The organism is Streptomyces sp. NPDC026246, from assembly GCF_055567995.1.
This window is the reverse complement of the sequence record NZ_JBVHPJ010000004.1, coordinates 153,870-179,009: the sequence shown is the minus strand read 5'-3', so window position 1 is coordinate 179,009 and position 25,140 is coordinate 153,870. Positions and strand designations below refer to the sequence as shown.

At 73.5% G+C, this 25,140-nt stretch carries 28 protein-coding genes; 18 read left to right on the top strand and 10 right to left on the bottom strand.

What is annotated here, in order from left to right:
* The first annotated feature begins 2 nt into the window (after nt 1–2).
* From paaC to ACZ4M5_RS12740, 5 genes are all read left to right on the top strand, one after another.
* Entirely contained in the window at nt 3–830 is an 828-nt protein-coding gene (paaC, locus tag ACZ4M5_RS12760; protein ID WP_467735891.1) for a 1,2-phenylacetyl-CoA epoxidase subunit PaaC, read from the top strand.
* Nucleotides 824–1,339: a 1,2-phenylacetyl-CoA epoxidase subunit PaaD gene (gene paaD / locus ACZ4M5_RS12755; protein WP_467735888.1), complete on the top strand. Its 516-nt coding sequence runs from the start codon at nt 824–826 to the stop codon at nt 1,337–1,339. The genes paaC and paaD overlap by 7 nt, the downstream gene beginning before the upstream one ends.
* Nucleotides 1,339–2,454, top strand: coding sequence for a 1,2-phenylacetyl-CoA epoxidase subunit PaaE (gene paaE, locus ACZ4M5_RS12750; protein WP_467735886.1), 1,116 nt, complete (start codon nt 1,339–1,341; stop codon nt 2,452–2,454). The genes paaD and paaE overlap by 1 nt, the downstream gene beginning before the upstream one ends.
* Nucleotides 2,455–2,580: 126 nt before the next feature.
* Nucleotides 2,581–4,548 carry a heavy metal translocating P-type ATPase gene (locus tag ACZ4M5_RS12745; RefSeq protein ID WP_467735884.1) on the top strand — a complete coding sequence of 656 codons (1,968 nt, stop codon included), beginning with the start codon at nt 2,581–2,583 and terminating at the stop codon, nt 4,546–4,548.
* Between the two features lie 128 nt (nt 4,549–4,676).
* Entirely contained in the window at nt 4,677–5,078 is a 402-nt protein-coding gene (locus ACZ4M5_RS12740; protein WP_369194046.1) for an SseB family protein, read from the top strand.
* A 27-nt stretch (nt 5,079–5,105) separates the two neighbouring features.
* Here the strand turns inward: ACZ4M5_RS12740 and ACZ4M5_RS12735 are convergent, their stop codons facing one another.
* Together ACZ4M5_RS12735 and sigJ are read right to left on the bottom strand one after the other, a co-directional pair.
* Nucleotides 5,106–5,495: a MarR family winged helix-turn-helix transcriptional regulator gene (locus ACZ4M5_RS12735; RefSeq protein ID WP_467735882.1), complete on the bottom strand. Its 390-nt coding sequence runs from the start codon at nt 5,493–5,495 to the stop codon at nt 5,106–5,108.
* A gap of 99 nt (nt 5,496–5,594) precedes the next feature.
* The gene (sigJ, locus tag ACZ4M5_RS12730; RefSeq protein WP_467735880.1) at nt 5,595–6,485 is read right to left on the bottom strand and encodes an RNA polymerase sigma factor SigJ; all 891 of its coding nucleotides are present in this window, start codon (nt 6,483–6,485) and stop codon (nt 5,595–5,597) included.
* 108 nt (nt 6,486–6,593) lie between these two features.
* Here sigJ and ACZ4M5_RS12725 point away from each other — a divergent pair, with 108 nt between their 5' ends.
* The 11 genes from ACZ4M5_RS12725 to ACZ4M5_RS12675 all read left to right on the top strand — a co-directional run bounded on the left by ACZ4M5_RS12725 (nt 6,594) and on the right by ACZ4M5_RS12675 (nt 15,531).
* Nucleotides 6,594–6,956, top strand: a complete 363-nt coding sequence (locus ACZ4M5_RS12725) for a hypothetical protein (RefSeq protein ID WP_467735878.1) — start codon at nt 6,594–6,596, stop codon at nt 6,954–6,956.
* Nucleotides 6,957–7,144: 188 nt separating this feature from the next.
* On the top strand, nt 7,145–7,402 hold the full coding sequence (locus ACZ4M5_RS12720; protein ID WP_467735876.1) for an ArsR/SmtB family transcription factor: 258 nt from the start codon (nt 7,145–7,147) through the stop codon (nt 7,400–7,402).
* Between the two features lie 199 nt (nt 7,403–7,601).
* Complete coding sequence (gene crcB / locus ACZ4M5_RS12715) at nt 7,602–8,084, top strand: fluoride efflux transporter CrcB (protein WP_467735874.1); 483 nt, start codon at nt 7,602–7,604, stop codon at nt 8,082–8,084.
* Nucleotides 8,081–8,491 carry a DUF190 domain-containing protein gene (locus ACZ4M5_RS12710; protein ID WP_467735872.1) on the top strand — a complete coding sequence of 137 codons (411 nt, stop codon included), beginning with the start codon at nt 8,081–8,083 and terminating at the stop codon, nt 8,489–8,491. The genes crcB (ACZ4M5_RS12715) and ACZ4M5_RS12710 overlap by 4 nt, the downstream gene beginning before the upstream one ends.
* On the top strand, nt 8,488–8,835 hold the full coding sequence (crcB, locus tag ACZ4M5_RS12705; protein WP_467735870.1) for a fluoride efflux transporter CrcB: 348 nt from the start codon (nt 8,488–8,490) through the stop codon (nt 8,833–8,835). The genes ACZ4M5_RS12710 and crcB (ACZ4M5_RS12705) overlap by 4 nt, the downstream gene beginning before the upstream one ends.
* Before the next feature lie 83 nt (nt 8,836–8,918).
* Nucleotides 8,919–9,755 carry an undecaprenyl-diphosphate phosphatase gene (locus tag ACZ4M5_RS12700; protein ID WP_467735868.1) on the top strand — a complete coding sequence of 279 codons (837 nt, stop codon included), beginning with the start codon at nt 8,919–8,921 and terminating at the stop codon, nt 9,753–9,755.
* A gap of 102 nt (nt 9,756–9,857) precedes the next feature.
* Nucleotides 9,858–10,538, top strand: a complete 681-nt coding sequence (locus ACZ4M5_RS12695; RefSeq protein WP_467736545.1) for a FadR/GntR family transcriptional regulator — start codon at nt 9,858–9,860, stop codon at nt 10,536–10,538.
* Nucleotides 10,535–11,977, top strand: a complete 1,443-nt coding sequence (locus ACZ4M5_RS12690; RefSeq protein ID WP_467735866.1) for an amino acid permease — start codon at nt 10,535–10,537, stop codon at nt 11,975–11,977. Before ACZ4M5_RS12695 ends, ACZ4M5_RS12690 begins: the two co-directional genes overlap by 4 nt.
* A 32-nt stretch (nt 11,978–12,009) precedes the next feature.
* A complete protein-coding gene (locus ACZ4M5_RS12685) occupies nt 12,010–13,026 on the top strand; it encodes an asparaginase (protein ID WP_467736543.1) in 1,017 nt (338 codons plus the stop codon).
* A gap of 125 nt (nt 13,027–13,151) precedes the next feature.
* Nucleotides 13,152–14,561, top strand: coding sequence for an aspartate ammonia-lyase (gene aspA / locus ACZ4M5_RS12680; RefSeq protein ID WP_467735864.1), 1,410 nt, complete (start codon nt 13,152–13,154; stop codon nt 14,559–14,561).
* Nucleotides 14,562–14,598: 37 nt separating this feature from the next.
* Nucleotides 14,599–15,531, top strand: a complete 933-nt coding sequence (locus ACZ4M5_RS12675) for a glutaminase (protein ID WP_467735862.1) — start codon at nt 14,599–14,601, stop codon at nt 15,529–15,531.
* Between the two features lie 63 nt (nt 15,532–15,594).
* On the opposite strand, the gene ACZ4M5_RS12670 is transcribed toward ACZ4M5_RS12675, so the two are convergent.
* The 4 genes from ACZ4M5_RS12670 to ACZ4M5_RS12655 form a co-directional block, all read right to left on the bottom strand.
* Nucleotides 15,595–16,767: a D-alanyl-D-alanine carboxypeptidase family protein gene (locus ACZ4M5_RS12670; protein ID WP_467735860.1), complete on the bottom strand. Its 1,173-nt coding sequence runs from the start codon at nt 16,765–16,767 to the stop codon at nt 15,595–15,597.
* A 200-nt stretch (nt 16,768–16,967) separates the two neighbouring features.
* Entirely contained in the window at nt 16,968–18,107 is a 1,140-nt protein-coding gene (gene rho / locus ACZ4M5_RS12665) for a transcription termination factor Rho (protein WP_467735859.1), read from the bottom strand.
* Between the two features lie 260 nt (nt 18,108–18,367).
* Complete coding sequence (locus ACZ4M5_RS12660; RefSeq protein WP_467735857.1) at nt 18,368–19,195, bottom strand: class I SAM-dependent methyltransferase; 828 nt, start codon at nt 19,193–19,195, stop codon at nt 18,368–18,370.
* Between the two features lie 71 nt (nt 19,196–19,266).
* Complete coding sequence (locus ACZ4M5_RS12655) at nt 19,267–19,665, bottom strand: nuclear transport factor 2 family protein (RefSeq protein WP_467735855.1); 399 nt, start codon at nt 19,663–19,665, stop codon at nt 19,267–19,269.
* A 71-nt stretch (nt 19,666–19,736) separates the two neighbouring features.
* Between ACZ4M5_RS12655 and ACZ4M5_RS12650 the strand changes: the two genes are divergently transcribed.
* Nucleotides 19,737–20,303, top strand: a complete 567-nt coding sequence (locus ACZ4M5_RS12650; RefSeq protein ID WP_467735853.1) for a PadR family transcriptional regulator — start codon at nt 19,737–19,739, stop codon at nt 20,301–20,303.
* 4 nt (nt 20,304–20,307) lie between these two features.
* Nucleotides 20,308–21,069: a class I SAM-dependent methyltransferase gene (locus ACZ4M5_RS12645; protein WP_467735851.1), complete on the top strand. Its 762-nt coding sequence runs from the start codon at nt 20,308–20,310 to the stop codon at nt 21,067–21,069.
* On the opposite strand, the gene ACZ4M5_RS12640 is transcribed toward ACZ4M5_RS12645, so the two are convergent.
* The 4 genes from ACZ4M5_RS12640 to ACZ4M5_RS12625 form a co-directional block, all read right to left on the bottom strand.
* Nucleotides 21,035–21,856 carry an alpha/beta fold hydrolase gene (locus tag ACZ4M5_RS12640; protein WP_467735849.1) on the bottom strand — a complete coding sequence of 274 codons (822 nt, stop codon included), beginning with the start codon at nt 21,854–21,856 and terminating at the stop codon, nt 21,035–21,037. The genes ACZ4M5_RS12645 and ACZ4M5_RS12640 overlap by 35 nt on opposite strands.
* A 119-nt stretch (nt 21,857–21,975) precedes the next feature.
* Nucleotides 21,976–23,157 carry a serine hydrolase domain-containing protein gene (locus ACZ4M5_RS12635; protein ID WP_467735847.1) on the bottom strand — a complete coding sequence of 394 codons (1,182 nt, stop codon included), beginning with the start codon at nt 23,155–23,157 and terminating at the stop codon, nt 21,976–21,978.
* Nucleotides 23,158–23,277: 120 nt separating this feature from the next.
* On the bottom strand, nt 23,278–24,246 hold the full coding sequence (locus ACZ4M5_RS12630) for an acetylxylan esterase (protein ID WP_467735845.1): 969 nt from the start codon (nt 24,244–24,246) through the stop codon (nt 23,278–23,280).
* 203 nt (nt 24,247–24,449) lie between these two features.
* A complete protein-coding gene (locus ACZ4M5_RS12625; RefSeq protein ID WP_467735843.1) occupies nt 24,450–25,034 on the bottom strand; it encodes an Rv1733c family protein in 585 nt (194 codons plus the stop codon).
* Between the last annotated feature and the right edge of the window lie 106 nt (nt 25,035–25,140).

The window sequence follows — 25,140 nt, the reverse complement described above, 5'->3', positions numbered from 1 at the left end:
GCATGAGCGACGACCACGTCTACCTGACCCTCGCCGAGGGACACGAGGACGACACCCGCTGGGCCTACGGCACCGGCTTCGAGGACCCCCTGCACGGCGTCGACACCACCGTCCCGGACGGCGTGGACGCCGGTGAACTGGCCCGCCTCTGCGTCGACCTCGCCGACGACGCCCTGGTCGCGGCCCAGCGGCTCGCCGAGTGGACCACCCGCGCCCCCGAGCTGGAGGAGGAGGTGGCCCTCGCCAACATCGGCCTCGACCTGCTCGGCCAGGCCCGTCTCCTCTACTCCCGCGCGGGCCAGGTCGACGGCACCGGCCGCGACGAGGACGCCTTCGCCTACTTCCGCGACGCGGACGACTTCCGTAACGTCCGTCTGGCCGAACTGCCCAACGGGGACTTCGCGTTCTCGATCGTCCGGCTGCTGGTGCTCTCCAGCTGGCGGCTCGCGCACTTCCAGCGGCTCACCGGCCACCGCGACCCGGTCCTCGCGGCGATCGCCGCCAAGGGCGTGAAGGAACTGGCCTACCACCGGCAGTACGCCGCGGAATGGGCCGTGCGCCTCGGCGACGGCACCGAGGAGTCGCACCGGCGGATGCGCAGGGCGCAGGAGCAGGTGGCGCCCTACCTCGGCGAGCTGTTCACCGCCCACGACGTGCGTGACGAGGTCGTCGCCGTCCTGCGCCAGGTCACCGAGGCGGCAGGACTGCCCATGCCGGTCTACCGGCCCCTGCCCGGTTCGGGCCGCTCCGGCGAGCACACCGAGCATCTCGCGCCTCTGCTGGCCGAGTTGCAGAGCGTGGCGCGGGCGCACCCGGAGGCGACATGGTGACGACGCTGCTCGACGCCCGGCGGGCATGGCGGATCGCCGAGCAGGTGCCCGACCCGGAACTGCCCATGCTCACCCTGGCCGACCTCGGCGTGCTGCGCGAGGTGTCGCTCGCCGAGGACGGCACGGTCGTCGCGAGCCTGACCCCCACCTACTCGGGCTGCCCGGCCATGGCGGAGATGCGCGCCGGGGTGGCCGCCCGGCTGCGTGACGCCGGGTACGCGCGCGTGGAGATCCGTACCGTCCTTGACCCGCCGTGGACCAGCGACTGGATCACGGACGAGGGCCGCCGCAAGCTCGCCGAGCACGGCATCGCCCCGCCCGGTGCCGCCCCCGCGCACACCGCCGGTCCGGTGCCGCTGGTGCTGTCGCCGACCCGCCGCTCGGTGTCCTGCCCCCGCTGCGGCAGCGCCGACACCGAGGAGACCTCACGCTTCGCCGCCACCTCGTGCAAGGCCCTGTGGCGCTGTCTCGCCTGCCGCGAGCCGTTCGAGTACCTCAAGGAGATCTGATGGAGGACCTGATGGAGCCGGCCCCCGCCCCGGGCGTGCCCGCGCATGCCCGCCGACGTCCGGTCTTCCACTCCCTGCGGGTCGCCGAGGTGCGCCCGCTGTGCGAGGACGCGGTGGCGGTCGGTTTCGACATCCCGGCGGACCTCGCCGGGGAGTTCGCCTTCGCACCCGGTCAGTCGCTCACCCTGCGGCGCGAGATCGACGGCCGCGACGAGCGGCGCTCCTACTCGATCTGCTCACCCGCCGGCACGGCCCCGCGCATCGGCGTGCGGGTCGTCCCCGGGGGCCTGTTCTCGTCCTGGCTGGTGCACGAGGTGCGCCCCGGGGACCAGGTCGAGGTGATGGCGCCGACCGGGGCGTTCACCCCCGACCTCACGGCCCCCGGCCATCACGTCCTGATCGCCGCCGGTTCCGGCATCACGCCCATGATCTCCATCGCCGAGTCCGTCCTGGCCGCCGACCCCCGCTCGCGCGTCACCCTCCTCTACGGCAACCGCCGCACCGGCACGGTGATGTTCGCGGACGAACTGGCCGACCTGAAGGACCTGTACCCGACGCGCTTCCAGCTGGCCCACGTGCTGTCGCGCGAACCCCGCGAGGCCGAGCTGCTGTCCGGCCGCCTCGACGCCGAGCGGCTGTCGGCGCTCGTCGACGCGCTGGTCGACGTGGAGTCCGCCGGCCACTGGTGGCTGTGCGGCCCGCACGGCATGGTCCGCTCCGCCCAGCAGGTCCTGACCGGCCTCGGCGTCCCCGCCGACCGCGTCCACCAGGAGCTGTTCTACGCCGACGACGAACCCGTCCGCGAGGTCCGGCACACCGAGGCGGGTCCCTCCGGGCCGGTCAGCCAGGTCACCATCACCCTGGACGGGCGCTCCACCACCTCCGCCCTGCCCCGCGAGCGCTCCATCCTCGAAGGCGCCCAGCAGACCCGGCCCGACCTGCCCTTCGCCTGCAAGGGCGGCGTCTGCGGCACCTGCCGGGCCCTGGTCACCGACGGCAAGGCCGACATGCGCCGCAACTTCGCCCTGGAGCCCGCCGAGGTCGACGCGGGCTACGTCCTGACCTGCCAGTCGTTCCCGGTGTCGGACGAACTGACGGTGGACTTCGACACCTGAGCCGCGCACACGGCGGCCGTCCCTCGGTCAGAGGCAGACGGCCGCCGACGGCGTATGAAGGCATGAATGGGTCTTCATGTGTTCCTGTAAGGTGGGGGCGCACGCGTCCCCGCCCGAAGGACCCCCATGACCTCCACCCTCACGCCGCGGCCCGCCGGCCGGGCGGAGCCCGCGCGCACCGGGAGCGCACCGCGGCGGCGCACCCGGCTGCTCACGCTGCCGGAAGCCCGCTGGGCCGCGCTGGCCACCGCCTGCTTCCTGCTCGCACTGCCTCTCCAGCTCACCGGCGCCGGCGCCTGGGCGTGGGGACCGCTGTACGCCCTGGCATACGTGTCGGGTGGCTGGGAGCCGGGCCGGGAGGGCCTCAAGGCGCTGAAGCACCGGACTCTCGACGTCGACCTGCTGATGGTGGTCGCCGCCCTGGGCGCGGCCTCCATCGGGCAGGTCATGGACGGCGCCCTGCTCATCGTCATCTTCGCCACCTCGGGCGCCCTGGAGGCCCTGGCCACGGCCCGGACCGCCGACTCCGTCCGCGGACTGCTCGACCTGGCCCCCGCCACCGCCACCCGCCTCGCCCCCGACGGCACCGAGCACACCGTGCCCGTGGACGAGCTGTCGGTCGGCGACACCGTCCTCGTCCGCCCGGGTGAGCGGATCGGTGCCGACGGCCGGGTGCTCGACGGGGCCGGTGAGGTGGACCAGGCGACCATCACCGGTGAACCGCTGCCCGTGGCCAAGGACCGGGGCGACGAGGTGTTCGCGGGCACGCTCAACGGCACGGGCGCCCTGCGGATCCGGGTCGAGCGCGACGCGTCCGACTCGGTCATCGCCCGGATCGTCCGCATGGTGCAGGAGGCGTCCGAGACCAAGGCACCCACACAGCTGTTCATCGAGAAGGTCGAGCAGCGCTACTCGCTGGGCATGGTCGCCGCCACCCTGGGCGTCTTCCTCGTGCCCCTGGCCGCCGGGGAGCACCTCACCGAGGCGCTGCTGCGCGCCATGACGTTCATGATCGTGGCGTCCCCGTGCGCGGTCGTCCTGGCCACCATGCCGCCCCTGCTCTCCGCCATCGCCAACGCCGGACGGCACGGCGTGCTGGTGAAGTCCGCCGTGGTGATGGAGCGGCTCGGGCAGGTGGACGCGGCAGCCCTCGACAAGACCGGCACGCTCACCGAGGGCAGCCCGCGCGTCACCGAGGTCCGCACCCTGCCCGGGTCCGGCCTCGACGAGGGGCAGGTGCTGGCCCTGGCGGCCGGCGCCGAGCAGCCCAGCGAGCACCCCCTGGCCCGGGCGGTCGTGGCGGCCGCACGTGAACGCGGCCTGCCCGTGCCCGCCGCCCACGACTTCACCTCCACGCCCGGCGTCGGAGTGAGCGCCGTCGTCGACGGCCGTACGGTACGGGTCGGCGCGCCCGCCCGCCTCGCGGACACGGCAGCGGCGACGGCCGCGGACCTGGAGGAGTCCGGCCGCACCGCGGTGCTGGTCGTCGTGGACGGCGCTCCCGCCGGACTGCTCGGCATCGCCGACCGGCTGCGCCCCGACGCCGCCGGCACGGTCGCCTCACTGACCGCGCTCACCGGCGCCGCCCCGGTGCTCCTCACCGGCGACAACGCCCGGGCCGCGGCGCGGGTCGCCGCCGAGGCCGGCATCGCCGACGTGCGTGCCGGGCTGCTGCCCGCGGACAAACTGGCCGCCGTCCAGGAACTGGAGCGGGCCGGACGCCGCGTGCTGGTCGTCGGCGACGGCGTCAACGACGCGCCCGCCCTGGCCGCCGCCCACACCGGGATCGCCATGGGCCGGGCCGGGTCCGATCTCGCCCTGGAGACCGCCGACGCCGTGATCGTGCGCGACGAACTCGCCGCCGTACCCACCGTCGTCGCGCTGTCCCGCCGCGCACGCCGGCTCGTCGTGCAGAACCTCGTCGTCGCGGGGGTGTGCATCGCCGGGCTCGTCGTCTGGGACCTCGCCGGCGACCTGCCGCTGCCGCTGGGCGTCGCGGGCCACGAGGGGTCCACGGTCCTGGTGGGCCTCAACGGCCTGCGGCTGCTCCGGGAATCCGCCTGGCGCCGCGCCTTCGCCGCAGGGCGACCGTAGTCCGGCCCTCGAACCCTCGAGATCCGCAAGGGTTGCGGCGGGCCCGTTCGGGTACGCGAGCAGGAACGCGCCCGGGACGGATCATGGCCCGGGCGGGACGCACGACCGCCGCTACCAGGGAATCTGCCATGGAGACACCTGCAAACGACCCCACGCCCACGCCCGCCCAGCGGGCTCTGGACGTCCTCGCCGAGAACACGGAGGACGCGGCGGCACTGGACGCGCTCGCCAACAGCGACGTGCTCATCCCCGTGCCCGACGACGCGAGCGACGGAGAAGCCGCCAACCCCTCGGCGGTGGCGCTGCCCGTGCTGGAGCAGCCGGGCGGCGAGCCCGTGGTGCCCGTGTTCACCTCCGAGATGGAGATGGCCGGGCTGCTGCCGTTCGTGTCCCGCTACCGTCTGGTACCGCTCGGCGCCCTGGCCGCTCAGTGGCCGGCCGACGACCTGTCGCTCACCATCGACGGCAGTTCGGAGCACCGCCTGACGCTCACCTCGGAGGGAGTGCGCACCCTGCTGGCGCGCCCGTAGGGGCGCCGGCCCGTCCGGGCCCGGGCGTTACTCGCCCAGGGTCCGGGCCAGTGCGGCCCGCTGCAACGGCAGCACTTCGGCGTGCAGGGCACGCCCCTTGTCCGTCAGGGACACCCACACCCCGCGCCGGTCCTCCACGCAGACGGATCGCGTCACCAGTCCGTCCTTCTCCAGCCGGGCGATCAGCCGGGACAGCGCGCTCTGGCTCAGATGGACCCGCCCCACCAGGTTCTGCACCCGGCACTGCTCGCCCTCCTTGGGTGCCGCGGTGACGAGCATGTCCAGCACCTCGAAGTCGGAGGCGCCGAGGCCGTGCGGATGCAGTTCCCGGTCGATCTCGCACATCGTGCGCGCGTGCGCCGACAGGATGTCCCGCCACCGTTCTTCGAGCCGCACACCGGCCGTTGTCGCTGCCATAGGTGCACGGTAACACCGGCAGGCGCGTTCCATGAGTGTGCATGCAGTGCTCGCCCCGGCGTCCGCCGGCGGCCCCGGCGGCCGGACGTCGAGAGCGGCCTAACCGGCCCGCGCCCAGGGCCGCAGCTTCTCGGGATTGCGCACGACCCAGATCCGCGTGGCCCGCCCGTCCGCGACGTCGAACGACGCGACGGTCACGACGGCACCGGCCCGCCGGGCGACCAGCCCGGGCACCCCGTTGACCGACCGCTCCAGGAGTTCGAGTCCCGGCGCCCGGTCGGCGATCCCGGCCATGTACCGGGCGATGGGGGCGGCGCCCTCGACCGGGCGCAACGCCGCACCGGCCAGGCCACCGCCGTCGGCGGTCATCACGGCGGCCGGGTCGAGGACGTCCACGAGCGCCGCGATGTCCTTGTCCTCCCACGCCCGCCGCACCCGCCGGACCACGTCCGTCTGACCGGCCGCGGCGGGGGCGGGAGCGGCGCCCACCCGGCGCCGGGCGGAGGCCGCCAGTTGCTTGCAGGCGGCCGGGGTCCGGCCGAGGACACCGGCGATCTCGGCGAAGGGGTAGCGGAAGACGTCGTGCAGGACGAACGCCACCCGCTCGGCGGGCGTCATCGACTCCAGGACGACGAGGAAGGCCATGGTCACCGACTCGTCCAGGACCATCAGGTCCGCCGGGTCGGTGGCCCGGCCGTGGTCCCACTCGGCCCGGTCGGGCAGCGGCTCGGGCAGCCACGCGCCGACATAGCGTTCGCGCCGGGCCCGTGCCGAGCCGAGCACGTCCAGGCAGATGCGGCCGGTCACGGTCGTCAGCCAGGCGCCGGGGGAACGGATCTCCCGCTGCCGGCCCGCGGGCATCGCGTACCAGCGGGCGTACGCCTCCTGCACGGCGTCCTCCGCCTCGGCCAGTGAACCCAGCAGGCGGTAGGCGACGTTGAGGAGCCGGCGCCGTTCACCGGCCGTCCCGTCCGTGTCCGTCCCCGTCATCGGATGCCCCCCGGCCACCGGCTCGCCTTACCTTTCGCGCGCCCGCGTCGTCGGGCTGGTGAGACCTTACCGATCTGCTGCACGACGGGGCGGAACAGGGGACTTGGCATGGCCACACAGGCGACGGCACCGCGCGGCATCTCCTTCCTGCAGTTCGCGATCGCCCTGCAGACGCTGACCATCTTCCTCCAGGCGGTCTCCGCCGGATTGCTGCTGACCTCCTCCCACGGGGAGTTGCTGCACGGCGTCGGGGCGCGGGTGATGTACGGGGCGTCGATGCTGTACCTGCTCGCGGCGGTCCTGGCCTGGAAGCCGGGCGGCGGCCCCGTGCGGCCCGTCGGGCACGCGACCGGTTTCCTCCTCCTCGCGTCGGCGCAGGTCGCGCTCGGCATCGCCCACGTGCCGTCCGTCCATCTCCCGCTGGGGGTCGCGATGTTCGGTCTCAGCGTGCTGGCCCTGGCGCGCCGTTGACCTCTCCCGTGCGCGTGCCGCCGGCCAGGACCCGGTGGCACGGGCACCCGGCGCGCGTGATCAGAACTCCGGGGTGAGCCGGGGCAGTTCGGTATCGGTCAACGATGGCGAGTGACGGACAGGGCCGTCGCGGCTGCGAGACAGTGGGAAGGCGCGGCGAGGGCGTAGCCGCGGGGCAGGGGCACGACATGCTGAGGACTCCCACGAACGAGACGCGGCTGCGCATCCTGGCCTGGCTCAAGGAGCCCGGACCCGCCGCCGACGGGGTCACCGCGGGCGCCGTCGCCGAGCGGTTCGCGCTGGCGGCGCCGGTCGCCCTCACCCATCTGCGGCTCATGGAGGCGACCGGCCTGCTGCGCTCGACCCGGTCCGCCGGCGTGGTGCGCTACCACCGGGACGACATGCGGATCGCCGAGGTGGCCCGGATGTTCGAGAAGGGCTGGTAGGCCGGCCCCGGGGGGCGGCCGGCCTCGACGTGACCCGTGGCGGGGCCGGGGTTAACCTGAACGCGGCCGCGGGCGCCCACCGCGGCGCGGCGGTGGGGCCCGCCGTACCCGAACCGCGGCCTGAAGCCGCCAACGGTCCCTACTTGCGACGGCACACGCCCGCACATGTGGGCCCCGGCGAGTAGGAGACACACCGGCCGTGACAGCCCCTCAGGAGCACCCGAGCCGCCCGGCCGGCCCCGGCCGGCCGTCCTTCCGGCACGTCCCGGGACCCGTGGTCGCCGTGGTGGCGCTGGGCGGGGCGGCGGGCGCCGCCGCCCGGTACGCGGCGAGCCTCACCTGGCCGTCGCCGCACGGCGCCTTCCCCTGGACGACGCTCTGGGTGAACGTCGCCGGCTGCGCCGTGATCGGCGTGTTCATGGTGCTGATCACCGAGGTCCGCACGGCCCACCCGCTCGTCCGCCCCTTCTTCGGCACCGGCGTCCTCGGCGGGTTCACCACCTTCTCGACCTATGCGGTGGATGTCCGGGAGCTGATCGACGACGGCCGGGCGGCGACCGGACTCGCCTACCTCGCGGCGACCCCGTTCGCCGCCCTCGCGGCGGTGTGGCTCGCCGCTGCGGCGACCCGCTCCGCCCGGAACGCGGCGATCCGCGCCGCAATCGCAAGGAGGCAGTCATGACCGCATCGACCGGCGCGGCCCTGCGGCTCACCGTGATCGTCGGCGAGAACGACACCTGGCGCCACAGGCCCGTCTCCTCGGAGATCGTCCACCGGGCCCACGCGGCGGGACTCGCGGGCGCCTCCGTCTTCCGCGGCGTCGAGGGCTTCGGCGCCTCCTCCCTCATCCACACCGCACGACTGCTCTCGCTCGGCGAGGACCTGCCCGTGGCGGTCGTGGTCGTCGACACCGCCCCGCGGGTGCGCGCCTTCCTGCCGCAGCTGCGGGACCTCGTCACCGACGGGCTCGTCACCGTCGACGCGTGCGAGGTGATCCGCTACGACGGAGACGGAGACGGAGACGGAGACGGAGGCGGAGGCGGGGACGGCCCCGGCACACCGGACACGGAGGGTAAGAAGTCGCCGTGAACTGGCTGCTGGTCGTCTGCGGCGCGATGGTCGGCGCCCCGCTGCGCTACCTCACCGACCGGGCGGTCCAGGCCCGGCACGACTCGGTCCTCCCGTGGGGCACCTTCACGGTGAACGTCACCGGCTGTCTGGTCCTCGGCCTGCTCACCGGCGCCGGGGCCCAGCTGCAGCTCCTGCTCGGCACCGGCCTGTGCGGGGCGCTGACGACCTACTCGACGTTCTCCTACGAGACCCTGCGCCTGGCGGAGACCGGGGCGCGCGCGTGGGCGGCCCTGAACGTCGCCGCGAGTGTGGCGGTGGGCGTCGCCGCGGCCTTCGCCGGGGCGGCGCTGGTGCGCCTGTGAGGGGCGCGTCCCTGCGATCGGTTCTCGCCCGGGTGTAGTAAGACGGTTCCCTCCGCTCCCGCCCCCGAGCAGAACGGGACCCCATGAGCGTCATCAGCGTCGGTCAGGCCGTCGTCCTCGGAGCCGTCGAGGGGGTGACCGAGTTCCTGCCGGTCTCCTCCACCGGTCATCTGAAGATCGTCGAGGGGCTCATGGGCATCCCCGTGGACGACGACGCCGTGGTCGGGTTCTCGGCGGTCATCCAGGTGGGTGCCATCGCCGCTGTGCTCGTGTACTTCTCCAAGGACATCGCGCGGATCCTCACCGCCTGGGGGAGGGGCCTGCGCGACCCCGAGGAGCGGTACCACCACGACTACAAGTTCGCCTGGTGGGTGTTTTTCGCGACCCTCCCGATCGTCGCCGTCGGGCTCGCCGCCAAGCCGCTCATCCAGGGGCCGCTCGCCTCGCTGTGGGTGGTGGCCGGCTCGCTGATCGCGGGCAGCGGCGTGATGTGGGTGGCGGACCGGACGGGCCGCCACAAGCGCGGCGAGGACGACACCGGCCTCAAGGACGCCATGCTCGTCGGCGGCTCCCAGATCCTCGCGCTGCTCTTTCCCGGCTTCTCGCGCTCCGGCGCCACCATGTCCACGGCACTCCTGCTCGACCTGGACCGGGTCGCCGCCACCCGGCTCTCGTTCTTCCTCGGCATCCCGGCCCTGACCGGCGCCGGCCTGTACGAGCTGAAGGACGCCCTGGGCACCGGCGTCGGCGCGGCACCGCTCGTCGTGGGCACGGCCGTGTCGTTCGTCGTGGCGTACGCCTCCATCGCCTGGCTGCTGAGGTTCGTCGCCAAGCACTCCTTCGACGCCTTCGTGATCTACCGGATCGTCGTGGGCCTGCTGCTGTTCGGCCTGCTCGGAGCGGGTGTGCTGAACAGCTGAGGGCCTCGCTCTTGACAGCACGGACGGTCGGCCCGGAGTATCTCCCCCGTGAACCTGTCAGACAGCCGGACAGCCGGACAGCCCGTGCGGCGGGTGAGCGCCATGGAAGCGGTCCTGGCGCACCTGCGCGGCGCCATCGAACGGGGCGAGTACGCCATCGGCGACAAGCTCCCGTCCGAGGCCGAGCTGTGCCGCACCCTCGAGGTATCCCGACCCGTGCTGCGCGAGGCGCTGCGGGCGCTGCAGACCATGGGCCTGACCGTGTCCCGCACCGGCAAGGGCACCTTCGTCGTCGCCGGCGCCGTCGAGGACCCGACCTTCGGCGACTACGCGGCCAGCGACCTGATGGAGGTGCGCCGCCACGTCGAGATCCCCGTCGCCGGGTACGCCGCTCTGCGCCGCACTCCGGAGAACCTCGATCATCTGGCCCATCTGATGGACCGGATGGAGCGGGAGACGGACACCACGGCGTGGGTCGCGATGGACACGCTGTTCCACCTCGCCGTCGCCGAGGCGGCCCAGAACCCGGTCTTCCGGCGGGTCATCGAGGAGATCCGGGACGCCCTGGCCCGCCAGTCGGCCTTCCTCAACGAACTCGGCGGCCGCCGCGAACAGTCCAACCGCGAGCACCGCGCGATCGTCGAGGCGCTGAGCGACGGCTGCGAGGACGACGCGGTGGCGGCCATGGCACACCACCTCGACCGTGTCGAGACGACCCTCACCGACATCGTGCGCTCACCGCGCACGGCGGACGGACCCACGGAAGGCGGAGTCGAGCGTTGAGCGAGCAGTCCCTGCACGACGAGGTGCAGAAACGTTCCGTCCATGTCGACGCAGGTGACGCGGGATACAGCAAGTCCCTGAAGTCCCGGCACGTCAACATGATCGCCATCGGCGGCGCCATCGGCACCGGCCTCTTCCTCGGCGCCGGCGGGCGCCTCGCCGACGCCGGCCCCTCGCTGTTCATCGCGTACGCGGTCTGCGGCCTGTTCGCCTTCCTCGTCGTGCGCGCCCTCGGCGAGCTCGTGCTGTACCGGCCCTCCTCCGGCGCGTTCGTGTCCTACGCCCGCGAGTTCATGGGGGAGAAGGGCGCCTACACCGCCGGCTGGATGTACTTCCTGAACTGGGCGACCACCGGCATCGCCGACATCACCGCCGTCGCCACGTACACCCACTACTGGGGCATGTTCTCCGACGTCCCGCAGTGGGTGATCGCCCTGGTCGCGCTCGCCGTGGTGCTCACCGTGAACCTGATCTCGGTGAAGATCTTCGGCGAGCTGGAGTTCTGGTTCGCGATCGTCAAGGTCGGCGCGCTCGTCGTCTTCATGTGCATCGGCATCTTCCTGCTGGTCACCCAGCACCCCGTCGACGGCCACAGCCCGGGCCCGTCCCTGATCGGCGACAACGGCGGCGTCTTCCCGCACGGCCTGCTCCCCATGCTGCTGATCATCCAGGGCGTCGTGTTCGCCTACGCCTCCGTCGAGCTGGTCGGTGTCGCGGCCGGCGAGACCGAGAACCCCGAGAAGATCATGCCGAAGGCGATCAACTCGATCATGTGGCGGGTCGGCGTGTTCTACGTCGGCTCCGTCGTCCTGCTGTCGATGCTGCTGCCGTGGAACAAGTACACCGGCGGGGAGAGCCCCTTCGTCACGGTGCTGTCCAACATCGGCGTCCCGGCGGCCGGCGGCGTGATGAACCTGGTCGTCCTCACCGCGGCCATGTCCTCCCTCAACTCCGGCCTGTACTCCACCGGACGCATCCTGCGCTCCATGGCCATGGCCGGATCCGCACCGAAGTTCACCTCCGTGATGAGCCGCAGCCAGGTCCCCTACGGCGGCATCCTGCTCACCAGCGGCATCTGCGTGCTCGGCGTCGGCCTCAACTTCGTCGTGCCCGCCGAGGCGTTCGAGATCGTGCTGAACTTCGCCGCCCTCGGCATCCTCGCCACCTGGGGCATGATCATGATCTGTCACCTGCTCTTCTGGCAGAGGACCCAGAAGGGCGAGCTGACCCGCCCGGGCTACCGCCTCCCGGGCTCCCCCTGGACCGAGATCGTGACGCTGGCGTTCCTCGCCTCCGTCCTGGTCCTCATGTACGCCGACGGCGGCGCCGGACGCACCACCGTGCTGTGCCTGCCGCTGATCGCCGGAGCCCTGGTCGCCGGATGGTTCGCCGTCCGCGGCCGTATCGCCCGCACGTCCACCACCGGATCCGGCACGTGACCGACGCGCCGTTCCAGAAGAAGCAGGCAGTGATGTTCAGCAGTTCCCCCGCGGACGCACCCCTGGTCCGCGAACCCGCACACGCCCCCGTCGCCCACCTCGTACGCGACGGCATCGTCGAAGGCGTCCACCACGGCTCCGTCGTCGTCCTCGACGCCGGCGGCGAGGTCACGCTCGCGATCGGAGACGTCGAGGCCGCCTTCTACCCGCGCTCGGCGATCAAACCCGTCCAGGCCGTCGCCATGGTCCGGGCCGGACTCCCGCTGGAGGGCGAACTGCTGTCGCTGGCCGCGGCCAGCCACTCCGGCGAGGAACGCCACCTCGCCGGGGCCCGGCGCATCCTCGAACTCGCCGGGCTCGGCGAGGACCACCTGCGCAACGTCCCCGACCTGCCGTACGACCCGGCCGTCCGGGACGCCTGGGTGCGCGCCGGCCGGCTGCCCTCACGGCTCGCCCAGAACTGCTCCGGCAAGCACGCGGCCATGCTCTACACCTGCGCGCTCAACGGCTGGCCGCTGGAGAACTACCTCGACCCGGCCCACCCGCTCCAGCAGGCCGTCGCCGAGATCGTCGAGGACCTCACCGGGCAGCGCATCGCCCGGGTGAGTGTCGACGGCTGTGGCGCGCCCCTGTTCTCCATCTCCCTGCACGGACTGGCGCGGGCCACCGCGCGGATCGTCGCGGCAGCCCCGGGCACGCCCGAGGCCCGCGTCGCCGACGCCATGCGCGAGCACGCCGAGATGGCCTCCGGTTCCGGCCGGGACGTCGCCGCGCTGATGCGGGCCGTGCCGGGGCTGTTGTCCAAGGACGGCTTCGAGGGCGTCCAGGTCGCCGCGCTGGCCGACGGCCGGGCCGTCGCGGTGAAGATCGCCGACGGGGCGAACCGGGCGCGGGTGCCGGTGGCCGCCGCGGCGCTGGTCCGGGCCGGCGTCGACCCCGGGCTGCTCAAGGAGTTCGAGGGTGAGCCGCTGCTCGGAGGTGGGCGGGAGGTCGGGCGTGTGCGGCCCGTTCCCCTGCTCGAGTCCGCCGCCGGTGCCGCCTGCGCCTGAGCACGTGCCGGGCCCTCCGGTCCGGCGGCCGCGGGGCTGCCGTGGCCGCTCGCGCGGTTCCCCGCGCCCCCGAAGGGGCGCACGTCCACCCACCCCGTTTCTCAGACAAGGGATCCCTCACCCTCATGACCGCCGCCACCCGTTCCGAGCACGATCTGCTCGGCGACCGTGACGTTCCCGCCGAGGCCTACTGGGGTGTGCACACCCTGCGGGCCACGGAGAACTTCCCCATCACGGGCACGCCCATCTCGGCCTACCCGCACCTGGTCGACGCGCTGGCCGCGGTGAAGGCCGCCGCCGCCCTCGCCAACGAGGAACTCGGCCTGCTGGAGCCCCGGAAGGCCGCCGCGATCGTCGAGGCGTGCCGGGAGATCCGCGCCGGCAAGCTGCACGACCAGTTCGTCGTCGACGTCATCCAGGGCGGCGCGGGCACCTCCACCAACATGAACGCCAACGAGGTCATAGCCAACCGGGCGTTGGAACTGCTCGGCCATGCCAAGGGCGACTACCGCCACCTGCACCCCAACGAGGACGTCAACCTCGGCCAGTCCACCAACGACGTCTACCCGACCGCCGTGAAGGTCGCCACGGTGTTCGCGGTGCGCGGGCTGCTCGACGCGATGGCGGTCCTGCAGGATTCGTTCGCCGCCAAGGCCGTCGAGTTCCGCGACGTGCTGAAGATGGGCCGCACCCAGTTGCAGGACGCGGTCCCCATGACGCTGGGGCAGGAGTTCTCGGCCTACGCCGTCATGCTGGACGAGGACCGGGCCCGGCTCGCCGAGGCCGTGGAGCTGATCCACGAGATCAACCTGGGCGCCACCGCCATCGGCACCGGCCTCAACGCCCCCGCCGGATACGCCGAGTCGGCCCGCCGCCACCTCGCCGCCCTCACCGGGCTGCCCCTGGTGACCGCGGCCAACCTGGTGGAGGCGACGCAGGACTGCGGCGCGTTCGTGCAGATGTCCGGGGTGCTCAAGCGCATCGCGGTGAAGCTGTCCAAGAGCTGCAACGACCTGCGGCTGCTGTCCTCCGGGCCGCGCGCCGGGCTGGGCGAGATCAACCTGCCGCCGGTGCAGGCCGGTTCGTCGATCATGCCGGGCAAGGTCAACCCGGTGATCCCGGAGGTCGTCAACCAGGTCGCCTTCGAGGTGATCGGCAACGACGTCGCCATCACCATGGCCGCCGAGGCCGGACAGCTCCAGCTCAACGCGTTCGAGCCGATCATCCTGCACTCCCTGTCGGAGTCCGTCACGCATCTGCGCAACGCCTGCGTGACGCTCGCCGAGCGGTGCGTGTCCGGCATCACCGCCAACACCGAGGCGCTGCGGGCGAGCGTGGAGAACTCCATCGGCCTGGTGACCGCCCTCAACCCGCACATCGGCTACACCGCGGCCACCGAGATCGCCAAGGAAGCCCTCGCCACCGGCCGGGGCGTGGCCGAACTCGTCCTCGACAAGGGCCTGCTGCCGGCCGACCGGCTCGCGGACCTGCTCCGGCCCGAGGTGCTGGCCGGCAGTGGCCCGGCCCGGGCCTGACCCGCGGGACGCGCGAACGGACCGGCCGGGAGGGACAATGCCGATCATGACGTCGCCGACCACCTTCCAGCCGGTCCTGGAGCGCATCGCCGAGGAGATCGAGCGGACCCCCGGCCGTGGCCGGCCCGCCGACTACATCCCGGCGCTCGCCGCCCGCGACCCGCGCCGCTTCGGCATGGCCGTGGCCGAACCGGACGGCACGGTGTACGGCGTCGGGGACTGGCGCGAGCCGTTCTCCGCACAGTCGATCACCAAGGTCTTCACCCTCGCCCTGGACCTGGCCCGCGAGGGCGACGCCCTGTGGGAGCACGTGGGCCGCGAGCCCTCCGGCAACCCGTTCAACTCGCTGGTGCAACTGGAGTACGAGAACGGCATCCCGCGCAACCCCTTCATCAACGCGGGCGCGCTGGTGGTCACCGACCGGCTGCACACCCGTACCGGCGACGCCTCGGGCGAGCTGCTGGCGTTCCTGCGCGCGGAGAGCGGCAACCCGGACCTGACCTTCGACCGGGCCGTGGAGTCCTCCGAGTCCACCCACGGCGACCGCAACGCGGCCCTCGGCCACTTCATGGCGTCCTACGGCAACATCGACAACCCGGTGCCCACGCTGCTGGACCAGTACTTCCGCCAGTGCTCGATCGCCGCGTCCTGCGCCGACCTGGCGCTCGCCGCGGGCTTCCTCGCCCGGCACGGCATCCGCGCCGACGGCACGCGCCTGCTCACCCGCAGCCAGGCCAAACAGATCAACGCGATCATGCTGACCTGCGGGACCTACGACGCGGCCGGCGACTTCGCCTACCGGGTGGGCCTGCCCGGCAAGAGCGGCGTGGGCGGCGGCATTGTCGCGGTGGTCCCGGGCCGCTGCACCCTGTGCGTGTGGAGCCCCGGCCTGGACGAGCGGGGCAACTCGGTGGCCGGGGTGGCGGCCCTCGACCGCTTCACGACTTTGACCGGTCTGTCGGTGTTCTGACCCCGCCGGGACCGGCCTCGCGCGGGTGCCCACGCCGCCCGCGCGAGGCCGCCGGGGGACCCGTCAGGGCCGGCTCTTCCTGCGGACCGGGATGCGCAGCACCAGGACGACGACCGCGGCTCCCGTTCCGGCGGCCCCCGCGATCAGGACCGCCGAGGTCCAGGCGGGTTCCTGCTGTCCGGACACGGCCGCCGCGACCGCGGGTGGTGTCGTCGCCGCCCGCGCCGCGGGCCGCGGGGCGCCGAGCGAGCCGACGGCCTCGACCCGGCCGGCCGAGCGGAAGCCCCAGTCCAGGAGACCGCGGGCCTCCTCGTACACCGTGGACCCGCCGTCCTCCTGCGGGTTCATCACCGTCACGACGAGGGTGCGGCCGTCCCGGCGCGCCGCCGCCACCAGGGTGTTGCCGGCCTTGCTGGTGTAGCCGTTCTTGATGCCGATCATCCCCCGGTAGGGCTTCACGCCGTGGGCGCCGCTCAGCAGCCGGTTGGTGTTGCGGATCGCGTACGACCCGCCGGCGCCCGGGAACCGGGCCTCGACCGTGGCGCAGTAGCGGGCGAAGTCGGGGTTGCGCAGCCCGGTGCGGCCGAAGAGCGCCAGGTCGTACGCGGACGAGACCTGGCCCGGGGCGTCGTAGCCGTCGGGGGACACCACATGGGTGTCGAGGGCGCCGAGCGACCGTGCCTTGGCCTGCATCCGCTGGGCCGTGGCCTGCCAGCCGCCGTTGAGCTCGGCCAGGACGTGCACGGCGTCGTTGCCCGAGTTGAGGAAGACACCGCGCCACAGGTCGTCGACGCGGTACGTGCGCCCCTCGGCGACCCCGACCAGGCTGCTGCCGGCGCCGATGCCCCGCAGTTCCTCCGCGCGGACGGTGTGCCGGACACCCGCCGGGAGCGAGGGCAGCACCGTGAGCGCGAAGAGCGTCTTGAGCGTGCTCGCCGGGGGCAGCCTGCGGTGGGCGTTGTGGGCGGCGAGCACCTCGCCGGTCCGGGCGTCGGCCACCAGCCAGGACAGGGCCGAGAGCTTCGGCACGCGGGGGGCCCCGGCGCGCGGGCGCACCTGGACACCGGGGCGGTGCAGCAGCGAGGGGAGCGGGGCGGCCGCCCTGGGGCCGGCCGGTGGGGCCGTTGGCTGCGCCGGTTCGGTGTCGGCCGCCGCGACGGGCATCAGGACCATCAGGCCCGCCGCACACAGCGCGCCCGCGGACACGGCCAGCCTCGAGGAGAATCCGATGATCATACGAATCAACGTAGAAACCCATGGGCTCTCCGACGCGGCCGACGGGGCCGTACACCCGCCGCCGGCACCCGGATGGAGGCAGCCGGACGGAGGCGGCCGGACGGAGCCGGCGGGACGGAGGCGGCCGGACGGAGGCAGCCCCGGGGGGGAGAGGGCCCGACGGGAAGGAGCCGCTGCGCCGTCGCCGCGTCACCAGGGCCTCACGCGGGCAGGGTGGGCCGGACGCGCCGCAGGAACGCGGCGTTGTCCGGCGTCTCGCGCATCCGCGCCAGAAGGGTCTCCAGGCCGCTCTGGCCGTCGCGGTCGCGCAGCACCCGGCGCAGGCCGTGCACGGCCGCCGAATCGTCGGGCTCCAGCAGGAGTTCCTCGCGCCGGGTCCCCGAGAGGGTGATGTCGACGGCCGGGAAGAGACGGCGGGACGCCGGGTCCCGGCTCAGGCGGAGTTCCATGTTCCCGGTGCTCTTCAGCTCCTCGAAGTAGAAGTCGTCGGCCCGCGAGCCGGTCTCCACCAGCGCGGTGGCCAGGATCGTGAGGGAGCCGCCCTCCTCGGCGGCCCGCGCCGCGCCGAAGAACCGCTTCGGCCCGGTCAGCGCCGATGCGTCCACGCCGCCGCTGAGGATGCGGCCACCGGCGGCGGCCGCGTTGTTGTGCGCCCGGCACAGCCGGGTCAGCGAGTCGAGCAGGACGACCACGTCCTCACCGGCCTCGACGCGCCGCCTGGCCCGTTCGATCACCAGCTCGGCGAGCGCGATGTGCTGCCGGGCGCTCCGGTCGAACGTGGAGGCGTAGACCTCGCCCCGCACCGCGCGCCGCATGTCGGTGACCTCCTCGGGCCGTTCGTCGAGCAGCAGCACCATCAGCCGGCACTCGGGATGGTTGCCGGCGACGGCCGCGGCGATCTGCTGCAGGAGCACCGTCTTGCCGGTCTTGGGCGGGGCGACCAGGAGTCCGCGCTGGCCCTTGCCGACCGGTGCGACCAGGTCGACGACCCGGCCGGCGAGCCCGGCGGCCGGGTGTTCCAGGCGGAGCCTGCGGTGCGGATGCAGGGCTGTCAGGTCCCGGAAGTGGCGGCGGCCGCGCACGTCCGCCGGTGCGCGGCCGTCGATCCGCACGACGTCGCCGAGGCCGTGCCGGTCACCGAGGGAGCCCTCGACGAGGTCGCCCTTGCGCAGGCCGTGCCGGCGGATCAGGGCGGGGGAGACGACGGGGTCGGCGGGGGTGGGCAGACAGTCGGGGCCGCGCAGGTGCCCCTTCCCGTCGGCGTCGACGTCGAGGACGCCGAGGACGGCCCGGGGCTCGGGACGCGGCCGGACGGCCGGGGTGTCGATCGTGATGGTCATCGGGGGTGTCCTTTCACGGACGGACGTCATGGGACATGCCTGGGGGAGGGGAGAGGGCCGCGCGAGCGGGTGGGAGCACCCGGGAAGCGGCGGGGACACAGCACCGGACGCATCGGCGCACCGACGGACGTGCTGTGGAGAAGGAGAGAAACGAGAAACGTGAGAAATGTGAGAACCGCACCGGCGCCCACGACAGGGGGCGTGCACAAGTGCTGTCCGCAGGCTACCACCCGGGCGGTGCGCCGGGCGAGAGGTGGAAGTCAGCGGACGGCCGACAGCCCGTACAGCAGGGGGATCCGCGGCTCGGGCAGCCGCCACCATCCGGACTCGGTGCGCACCGTCCGCGGCCAGCGCGGCCAGGGGAGTTCGTCGGTCTCGCGCAGCTGCCGCACGGTCAGTCCCGCCCTCGTCGACGCGGTGACGACCTCGCCGATCCCGTGCATCCACTCGTAGCTGTCGGTGGCGCCGCGGACCGGGGGGCCGTCCGTGTAGGTGTGGGTCGCGTCGCGGTGCACGGGCCCGCCACCGCCTAGGTAGTCGTGGCGCAGGAGCAGTTCCGGGCCCTCGCCGGGTGCGGGCTTCGGGCCGAGGGCGTGGAGCAGGGGGTGGAACTCGACCACGTAGAGCAGGCCGCCCGGGCGCAGCAGGCGGGCCACGGTCCGCGCCCACCGGTCGAGGTCGGGCAGGTAGCACAGGGCGCCCTTGCCGGTGTAGACGACGTCGAACTGCCGCCCGTCCAGGGCCTCGACGGCGTCGTAGACGTTCGCGCACACGTAGCGCGCGTCGGCGCCGGCCCGCCGCGCGATGCCGGTCGCGGCCGCGACGGACGCCGCGGAGAAGTCGAGGCCGACGGCCCGGGCTCCGCGCCGGGCGAAGGCCAGGGTCTCCGTGCCCAGGTGGCACTGGAGGTGCAGTACGTCCCGTCCGGCCAGGTCGCCGAGGTCCTCCCACTCGAACGGGGCGAACCAGCGCTCCGGATCGAGGTCCTGGTCGAGACCGTAGAAGCGGCTGGCGAGATGGACGGGTGTGCGGGCGTCCCAGTTCGCCTGGTTGGCCCGCATCAGCCGGTCGTGCTCGGCGGACGTCATGAGGACATCCAACCGCGGACGGGCCCCGGCCGGCGGCCGGACGCGCGAATCCGGCTCCCGCGCCCGTCCGTTCACACGGAGCGGGCCCGGGCGTCCTGCGCGACGCGGTCGAACCGGGCGCCCATGGCGGCCGCGAGCGCCTGGGCCGCGGACAACGGCCGCACCATCACGGTGAATTCGTCGATGAGACCGTTGTCGTCGACGTGGATGAAGTCGCAGCCCTGGATCTCCCGGTCGCCCACGCGCGCCGTGAAGACCAGGGCGTGGTCCCGGCCCTGCGCGTCGTTGATCTCGCGTACGTAGCGGAAGTCCTCGAAGACCTCCGAGACCGCGCGCAGGATGGCGACCGTGATCGCCTTCCCGGCGTACGGCTTGAACACGACCGGGCTGGTGAACACCACGTCCGGCGCCAGCAGCGCCTCCGCGGCGTCGAGGTCGAGGGCTTCGATCGCCTCACGGAATGCACGCATCTCTGGGCCGCCTTGGTCAACTAGTTGAGTAGGTGCGCAGTAGACTATTCAACCCTTGGTACGGTGTCCACATGTCCCTCAAGTACGCCGTCCTGGCCGCCCTCCTGGAGGGCGAGGCCTCCGGCTACGAACTGTCCAAGCTGTTCGACGTGTCGCTGGCGAACTTCTGGGCCGCCACCCCCCAGCAGCTCTACCGGGAACTGGAGCGGCTCGCCCGGGACGGCCTGATCGAGGCGCGGGTCGTGCGCCAGGAACGACGTCCGGACAAGCGGATGTTCACCCTCACCGAGGAGGGCCGCCGGGACCTGCGGACCTTCGCCGCCACACCGCCCAGGCGGCCCACCGCCATCCGCGACGAGCTGCTCATCAAGATCCAGGCCATGGACGACGGCGTGGACCCCGCGGCGACCCGCGCGCTGGTCGAGGAGCGCCGCGAGTGGGCCCGCGGCAAGCTCGCCCGCTACCTGCGCGTCCGCGAACGCCTCCTGGCCGGTCGCAGCGAGGAGGAATACCTCCGCGAGAGCGACCGCATCGGCCCCTACCTCACCCTCATGGGAGGCATCTCCTTCGAGGAGGACAACCTCCGCTGGTGCGAACGCGTGCTGACCGTCCTGCGGCAGCGCAGTCCCCTAGGCTGAACCGATGTTCAGCCCCGAAGGTCCCACGCTGCGCGAACTCGCCGTCCAGGCCCTGTCGTCGGTGGAGCGCGGCTACGACCTGCTCGCGCCGAAGTTCGACCACACCCCCTTCCGGACGCCCGACGTGGTCCTCGACGCCGTCGCCGGCGCGCTGCGGGGCACGGGACCCTACGGAGCCGGACTCGACCTGTGCTGCGGCACCGGAGCGGGTGTCGGCGTCCTGGCCGAGGTGTGCCGGGAGCGGGTCACCGGGGTCGACTTCAGCGCCGGCATGCTGACGATCGCCCGCGAGCGCGCCCGCCCGGCGCGGCCGCCGGTCTCCTGGGTCCGCGCCGACGCCCTCGCCCTGCCCTTCGCGTCCGCCTTCGACCTGGTGGTGAGCTTCGGCGCCTTCGGGCACTTCCTGCCGCGCGAACTGCCCGGCCTGTTCGCCCAGGTGCGCGCCGTGCTGCGGCCGGGCGGCAGCTTCGCCTTCCCCGTCCTCGCCCCGCCCCGACCGGGCTCCCCGGGCTCCTGGGCTCTGCTCGGCTTCGACACGGTGATGCGGGTGCGCAACGCGCTGTGGCGGCCCCCGTTCGTCATGTACTACCGCGCCTTCCGCCTCGGCGACGTCCGCCGCGAGCTGCTGCGCGCGGGATTCGAGGTGGAACTGCGGGCGCTGCCCGGCCTCGGGCGACGACCGGACGGCAGCCCGAGGGCGCGCCTGGTCGTGGCCCGGGCCGCGGGGACCGTCAGCCCCGCAGGAAGTTCAGCAGATCGTCGTTGAAGGACTTCTCGTAGTCGCCCACCAGACCGTGCGGGGCGCCCGGGTACACCTTCAGCGTCGCGTTCGCCACCAGCTTGGCCGTCCGGTGCGCGGCGGCGCCGATCGGCACGATCTGGTCGTCGTCACCGTGCGCCACGAGCGTCGGGACGTCGATCCGCGCCAGGTCCTGCGTGAAATCGGTCTCCGAGAACTGCGCGACACAGTCGTAGGCGCCCTTCAGGCCCACCTGCATGCTCCACAGCCAGAACTGCCGGCGCATGCCCTCCGACACGGCGGCACCGGGCCGGTTGAAGCCGTAGAAACTCTCGCTCAGGTCCCAGTAGAACTGCGACCGGTCGGACTCCACGCCCGCGCGGATGCCGTCGAAGACCTCCTTCGGCGTGCCCTCCGGGTTGGCCTCCGTGCGCAGCATCAGCGGCGGGACCGCGCCCAGCAGCACGACCTTGGAGACCCGCTCCGTGCCGTGCCGCCCGATGTAGCGGGTCACCTCGCCGCCGCCGGTCGAGTGGCCCACCAGGACCGCGTCCCGCAGGTCCAGCGACTCGATCAGCTCGGCCAGGTCGTCGGCGTACCGGTCCATGTGGTTGCCCTGCCACGGCTGGCCCGAGCGGCCGTGCCCGCGGCGGTCGTGCGCCACCGCGCGGAAACCGTGCTCGGCGACGAGCCGGGCCTGCCCGTCCCAGGCGTCGGCGTTCAGCGGCCAGCCGTGGCTGAACACCACGGGCCGGCCCGTGCCCCAGTCCTTGTAGTAGATCTCGGTTCCGTCGGAGGTGGTGAACGTGCTCATCGCACAGGGTTCCTCTCGGTGGCGGCCGGCACGGGACGGTGCCGGATCGGTCGGAGAGCCGTCCTCTCCAGGTTCGCCGTGATCCGGGGATCGTGCGCGCGCGGACACCCGGGCCACCGTCACAGGGCGCCGTAGAGGGCCTCCACCAGCGCCGTCTTCCTGGGGTCGTCCGCGATGTGCGGGCCCATGCGGTTCATCACGTACCCGAGGGCGACGCCCGCCTCCGGGTCGGCGAGGCCGCAGGAGCCGCCGTAGCCGTCATGACCGACAGCGCGCGGGTTCGGCCCGTAGGAGCGCTGCGGGCCGCTGAGCCACAGCCCCAGCCCGGCCTCCGTCTCACCGCCCAGCCCGGCCCCGAGGACCAGGTCCAGGCACCGGCCCTGCCCCTCGCGCACCCGCTCGGCGGCCTCCGGCGACAGCAGGCGCCGACCCCGGTGGGTGCCCCGCCCCGCGAGGACGGCGTACACCTCGGCGACCCCCCGCGCGGTGCCGTGCCCGTTCGCCGCGGGGATCTCGGCGGTCCGCCAGCCGGGCGAGTTGGCCGCGGCGGCCGACACCGGCGGATTGGCCAGCGCGGCGATCACCACCGGCGCGGGCTGCGGGGAGGCGGTCGCCGGCCCACCGTCCGGCACCACGGGCGGCTGGACCAGCTCCGCCACCCGCCCGACGTCCTTCTCCGCGACGCCGATGTGGAAGTCGGCGCCCAGCGGCCCGGTCACCTCGCGCCGCAGGAACGCGCCGGGCGACAACCCCGACACGCGCCGCACGAGCTCGCCGACCAGATGGCCGTAGGTCAGCGCGTGGTAGCCGGACCGGGTGCCGGGCTCCCACCACGGCTCGGTCGCCGCGAGCCGCTGCGTGGTCAGCTCCCAGTCGCACAGCTGCTCCAGCGAGTGCGGCTCGCGCAGCCCGGCCAGCCCGGCGCGGTGGGACAGCAGGTGCCGTACCAGAATCCGGTCCTTGCCCGCCGCGGCGAACTCGGGCCAGCACACCGCCACCGGCGCGTCCAGGTCCAGCAGGCCGCGGTCGGCGAGGACATGGGCGCACAAGGCCACCGGTCCCTTGGTGGTGGACCAGACGTTGACCAGCGTGTCCCGCTCCCAGGGCCGGGTGCGCGCCGCGTCGGCCCAGCCGCCCCACAGGTCCACCACCGTCCGGCCGCCCTGGACGACGGCCACCGCGGCACCCAGCTCCTCCCGCGCGCCGAAATTCTCCTCGAAGGCCCGGCGCACCGCGGCGAAACGCGGCTCGCAATGGCCGTGCACCCGCGTCCCGTCCTCGAAGCGCCCGTTCCCGGACATGAAGCCCACCCCTCCACCGGACCGACACTGGGACCCGGGCCGGTCTGCCGAGGCCCGGGCCCGACGAACGTACCGACCGGTCGGACCGGGAGGGAAGAGTGCGTGCGGGGAACGGCCGGATCAGATGTACGACCGCATCCAGCGCAGCTTCGCCGCCGCCTGGAACGGGCCGCCGCCCTCGTGGTCGTTGAAGTCGTAGACCTCGATCGCCTTGTCCTCGTGCGCCCAGGCGTTGAACGCCGCGAAGACGGTCGAGGGCGGGCAGGTCTGGTCCTCCAGCGCGGCCGAGAAGAGCGCCGGGGCCCGGCCGCGGGAGGCGAAGTGGACGCCGTCGAAGTAGGACAGCGTCCGCAGCACCTGCTCGCTGCGGCCGCGGTGCGTCTTGAGGAACAGCCCGATCTCGCGGTACGGGTGACGATCCGTCAGGGTCACCGCGCGCGGGAAGTCGCACAGGAACGGCACGTCCGGCGCGATGCCCGCCAGGTCCGGCACCAGACCGCCGACCGCGATCGTGATGCCGCCGCCCTGACTGGATCCGACGGCCACCGTGCGCGCGGGGTCGGTCAGCGGATGCGCACGGGCCGCCTCCACGGCACGCACCGCGTCCGTGAACACCCGGCGGTAGTAGTAGGTCTCGGGCGCGTCCACACCCCGCGTCATGAACCCGGGGAAGGCGGGCCCGCCGCCCACCGGGTCGTCCGTGCCGCCGCCCCCGCCCCAGGCGCTGCCCTGGCCGCGGGTGTCCATCACGAAGTGCGCCCGGCCCGTGGACGCCCACAGCAGGTGCTCGTGCGGCAGGCCGCGCCCGCCGCCGTAGCCGATGAACTCCACGACCAGGGGCAGTGGTTCCTGCGCCGCGGCGGGCAACGTCAGCCAGCCCTTGACGGGATGACCGCCGAAGCCGGCGTACGTCACGTCCAGGACGCGCACCGTGGACAGGCCGGTGTCCACCGGCTCGAAGCGGGCGTCCAGGTCGTGCTCGCGTGCCTCCTGGAGGGTCGCGGACCAGAACGCGTCGAAGTCCTCGGGTTCGACGGACGTGCTCCGGTGGCCGCGCAGTTCGTCGGCGGGAAGGTCGAACAGGGCCATGCAGGACCACCTTGGGGGAGAACGGCTGCCGGAGTGGTGCGCAGGAGCACACTACGGGGGCGGCCGGAGAGGCGGCCAGGTGCTTCCGCGCCGATGCAGCCGTCACGCGTACGCGCTGGTACAGCCGTCACACGTACGCGCTGGTACAGCCGTCACACGTACGTGCCGGTGCAGGCCGTCACACGTTCGCGCCGGTGCAGCCGTCACACGTTGCGGTGCGTCCACAGCGGTTCGGTCCGGGCCCACGCCCGGTCCCATTCGGCCAGTCTGCGGCGCAGCGCGACGCGGCGTACCGCGAAGTGGCCGAGCAGTACCAGCAGCACCGCACCGCCGGCGGCGGCCACGCCCATGGTGAGGGCGTGCTGCCACACCGTCGTGCCGTCCAGCGGCCGTCCCACGGTGCGTCCCCGGGAATCGAGCCAGACGTCCACGACCTCGCCCGGCCCCGTCCCCGCGCGGACCCGGACGCTCGCGGTGCGTGCGGCGCCGCCGTCCTCCGTCCAGCGCACCGTCGCCCGGTAGGCGTGCTGACCACCCGCCTGCGCCGACGGCAGGGAACCCTCGCTCCTGCCCAGGACCTCGGCGCGGACACGGTGCCGTTCGGCGTGCTGCGCCACCGACATCGACTTCGCCTCGCCGTACGCCCAGCGCCCGGTCGCCGCCCCGGCCAGGGGCGCGCCCACGAGGACCAGGAGGGCGGCCGCCAGGACCGTCCACGCCTCGACGACGTCACACCTGCGGCGCAGCGGACTGTACCCCTGGTACAGGCCGGGCATCCGGGTTCGCATGTCGACCTCCTCACCGTCACGCGCGGGGGAGGGCCGGGACCGGCAGACCGGGATCGGCCCGAGAGTGGGGTGCCCGGCGGGTCCCGAGCGAAACCCGCGGGGGCGG

Excerpts from the sequence above, each read along its gene's own strand:
- ACZ4M5_RS12675 (WP_467735862.1), top strand. The coding sequence starts at position 14,599 with ATGCCGATCATGACGTCGCCGACCACCTTCCAGCCGGTCCTGGAGCGC.
- sigJ (WP_467735880.1), bottom strand. The coding sequence starts at position 6,485 with ATGACGGGGACGGACACGGACGGGACGGCCGGTGAACGGCGCCGGCTC.
- ACZ4M5_RS12650 (WP_467735853.1), top strand. The coding sequence starts at position 19,737 with ATGTCCCTCAAGTACGCCGTCCTGGCCGCCCTCCTGGAGGGCGAGGCC.
- ACZ4M5_RS12670 (WP_467735860.1), bottom strand. The coding sequence starts at position 16,767 with ATGATCATCGGATTCTCCTCGAGGCTGGCCGTGTCCGCGGGCGCGCTG.
- ACZ4M5_RS12655 (WP_467735855.1), bottom strand. The coding sequence starts at position 19,665 with ATGCGTGCATTCCGTGAGGCGATCGAAGCCCTCGACCTCGACGCCGCG.
- ACZ4M5_RS12735 (WP_467735882.1), bottom strand. The coding sequence starts at position 5,495 with ATGGCAGCGACAACGGCCGGTGTGCGGCTCGAAGAACGGTGGCGGGAC.
- paaE (WP_467735886.1), top strand. The coding sequence starts at position 1,339 with ATGGAGGACCTGATGGAGCCGGCCCCCGCCCCGGGCGTGCCCGCGCAT.
- paaD (WP_467735888.1), top strand. The coding sequence starts at position 824 with ATGGTGACGACGCTGCTCGACGCCCGGCGGGCATGGCGGATCGCCGAG.
- ACZ4M5_RS12725 (WP_467735878.1), top strand. The coding sequence starts at position 6,594 with ATGGCCACACAGGCGACGGCACCGCGCGGCATCTCCTTCCTGCAGTTC.
- ACZ4M5_RS12745 (WP_467735884.1), top strand. The coding sequence starts at position 2,581 with ATGACCTCCACCCTCACGCCGCGGCCCGCCGGCCGGGCGGAGCCCGCG.
- ACZ4M5_RS12630 (WP_467735845.1), bottom strand. The coding sequence starts at position 24,246 with ATGGCCCTGTTCGACCTTCCCGCCGACGAACTGCGCGGCCACCGGAGC.
- ACZ4M5_RS12685 (WP_467736543.1), top strand. The coding sequence starts at position 12,010 with ATGTTCAGCAGTTCCCCCGCGGACGCACCCCTGGTCCGCGAACCCGCA.
- ACZ4M5_RS12700 (WP_467735868.1), top strand. The coding sequence starts at position 8,919 with ATGAGCGTCATCAGCGTCGGTCAGGCCGTCGTCCTCGGAGCCGTCGAG.
- ACZ4M5_RS12710 (WP_467735872.1), top strand. The coding sequence starts at position 8,081 with ATGACCGCATCGACCGGCGCGGCCCTGCGGCTCACCGTGATCGTCGGC.
- ACZ4M5_RS12740 (WP_369194046.1), top strand. The coding sequence starts at position 4,677 with ATGGAGACACCTGCAAACGACCCCACGCCCACGCCCGCCCAGCGGGCT.
- aspA (WP_467735864.1), top strand. The coding sequence starts at position 13,152 with ATGACCGCCGCCACCCGTTCCGAGCACGATCTGCTCGGCGACCGTGAC.
- ACZ4M5_RS12660 (WP_467735857.1), bottom strand. The coding sequence starts at position 19,195 with ATGACGTCCGCCGAGCACGACCGGCTGATGCGGGCCAACCAGGCGAAC.
- ACZ4M5_RS12720 (WP_467735876.1), top strand. The coding sequence starts at position 7,145 with ATGCTGAGGACTCCCACGAACGAGACGCGGCTGCGCATCCTGGCCTGG.
- ACZ4M5_RS12625 (WP_467735843.1), bottom strand. The coding sequence starts at position 25,034 with ATGCGAACCCGGATGCCCGGCCTGTACCAGGGGTACAGTCCGCTGCGC.
- ACZ4M5_RS12645 (WP_467735851.1), top strand. The coding sequence starts at position 20,308 with ATGTTCAGCCCCGAAGGTCCCACGCTGCGCGAACTCGCCGTCCAGGCC.
- ACZ4M5_RS12695 (WP_467736545.1), top strand. The coding sequence starts at position 9,858 with ATGGAAGCGGTCCTGGCGCACCTGCGCGGCGCCATCGAACGGGGCGAG.
- paaC (WP_467735891.1), top strand. The coding sequence starts at position 3 with ATGAGCGACGACCACGTCTACCTGACCCTCGCCGAGGGACACGAGGAC.
- rho (WP_467735859.1), bottom strand. The coding sequence starts at position 18,107 with ATGACCATCACGATCGACACCCCGGCCGTCCGGCCGCGTCCCGAGCCC.
- ACZ4M5_RS12640 (WP_467735849.1), bottom strand. The coding sequence starts at position 21,856 with ATGAGCACGTTCACCACCTCCGACGGAACCGAGATCTACTACAAGGAC.
- ACZ4M5_RS12635 (WP_467735847.1), bottom strand. The coding sequence starts at position 23,157 with ATGTCCGGGAACGGGCGCTTCGAGGACGGGACGCGGGTGCACGGCCAT.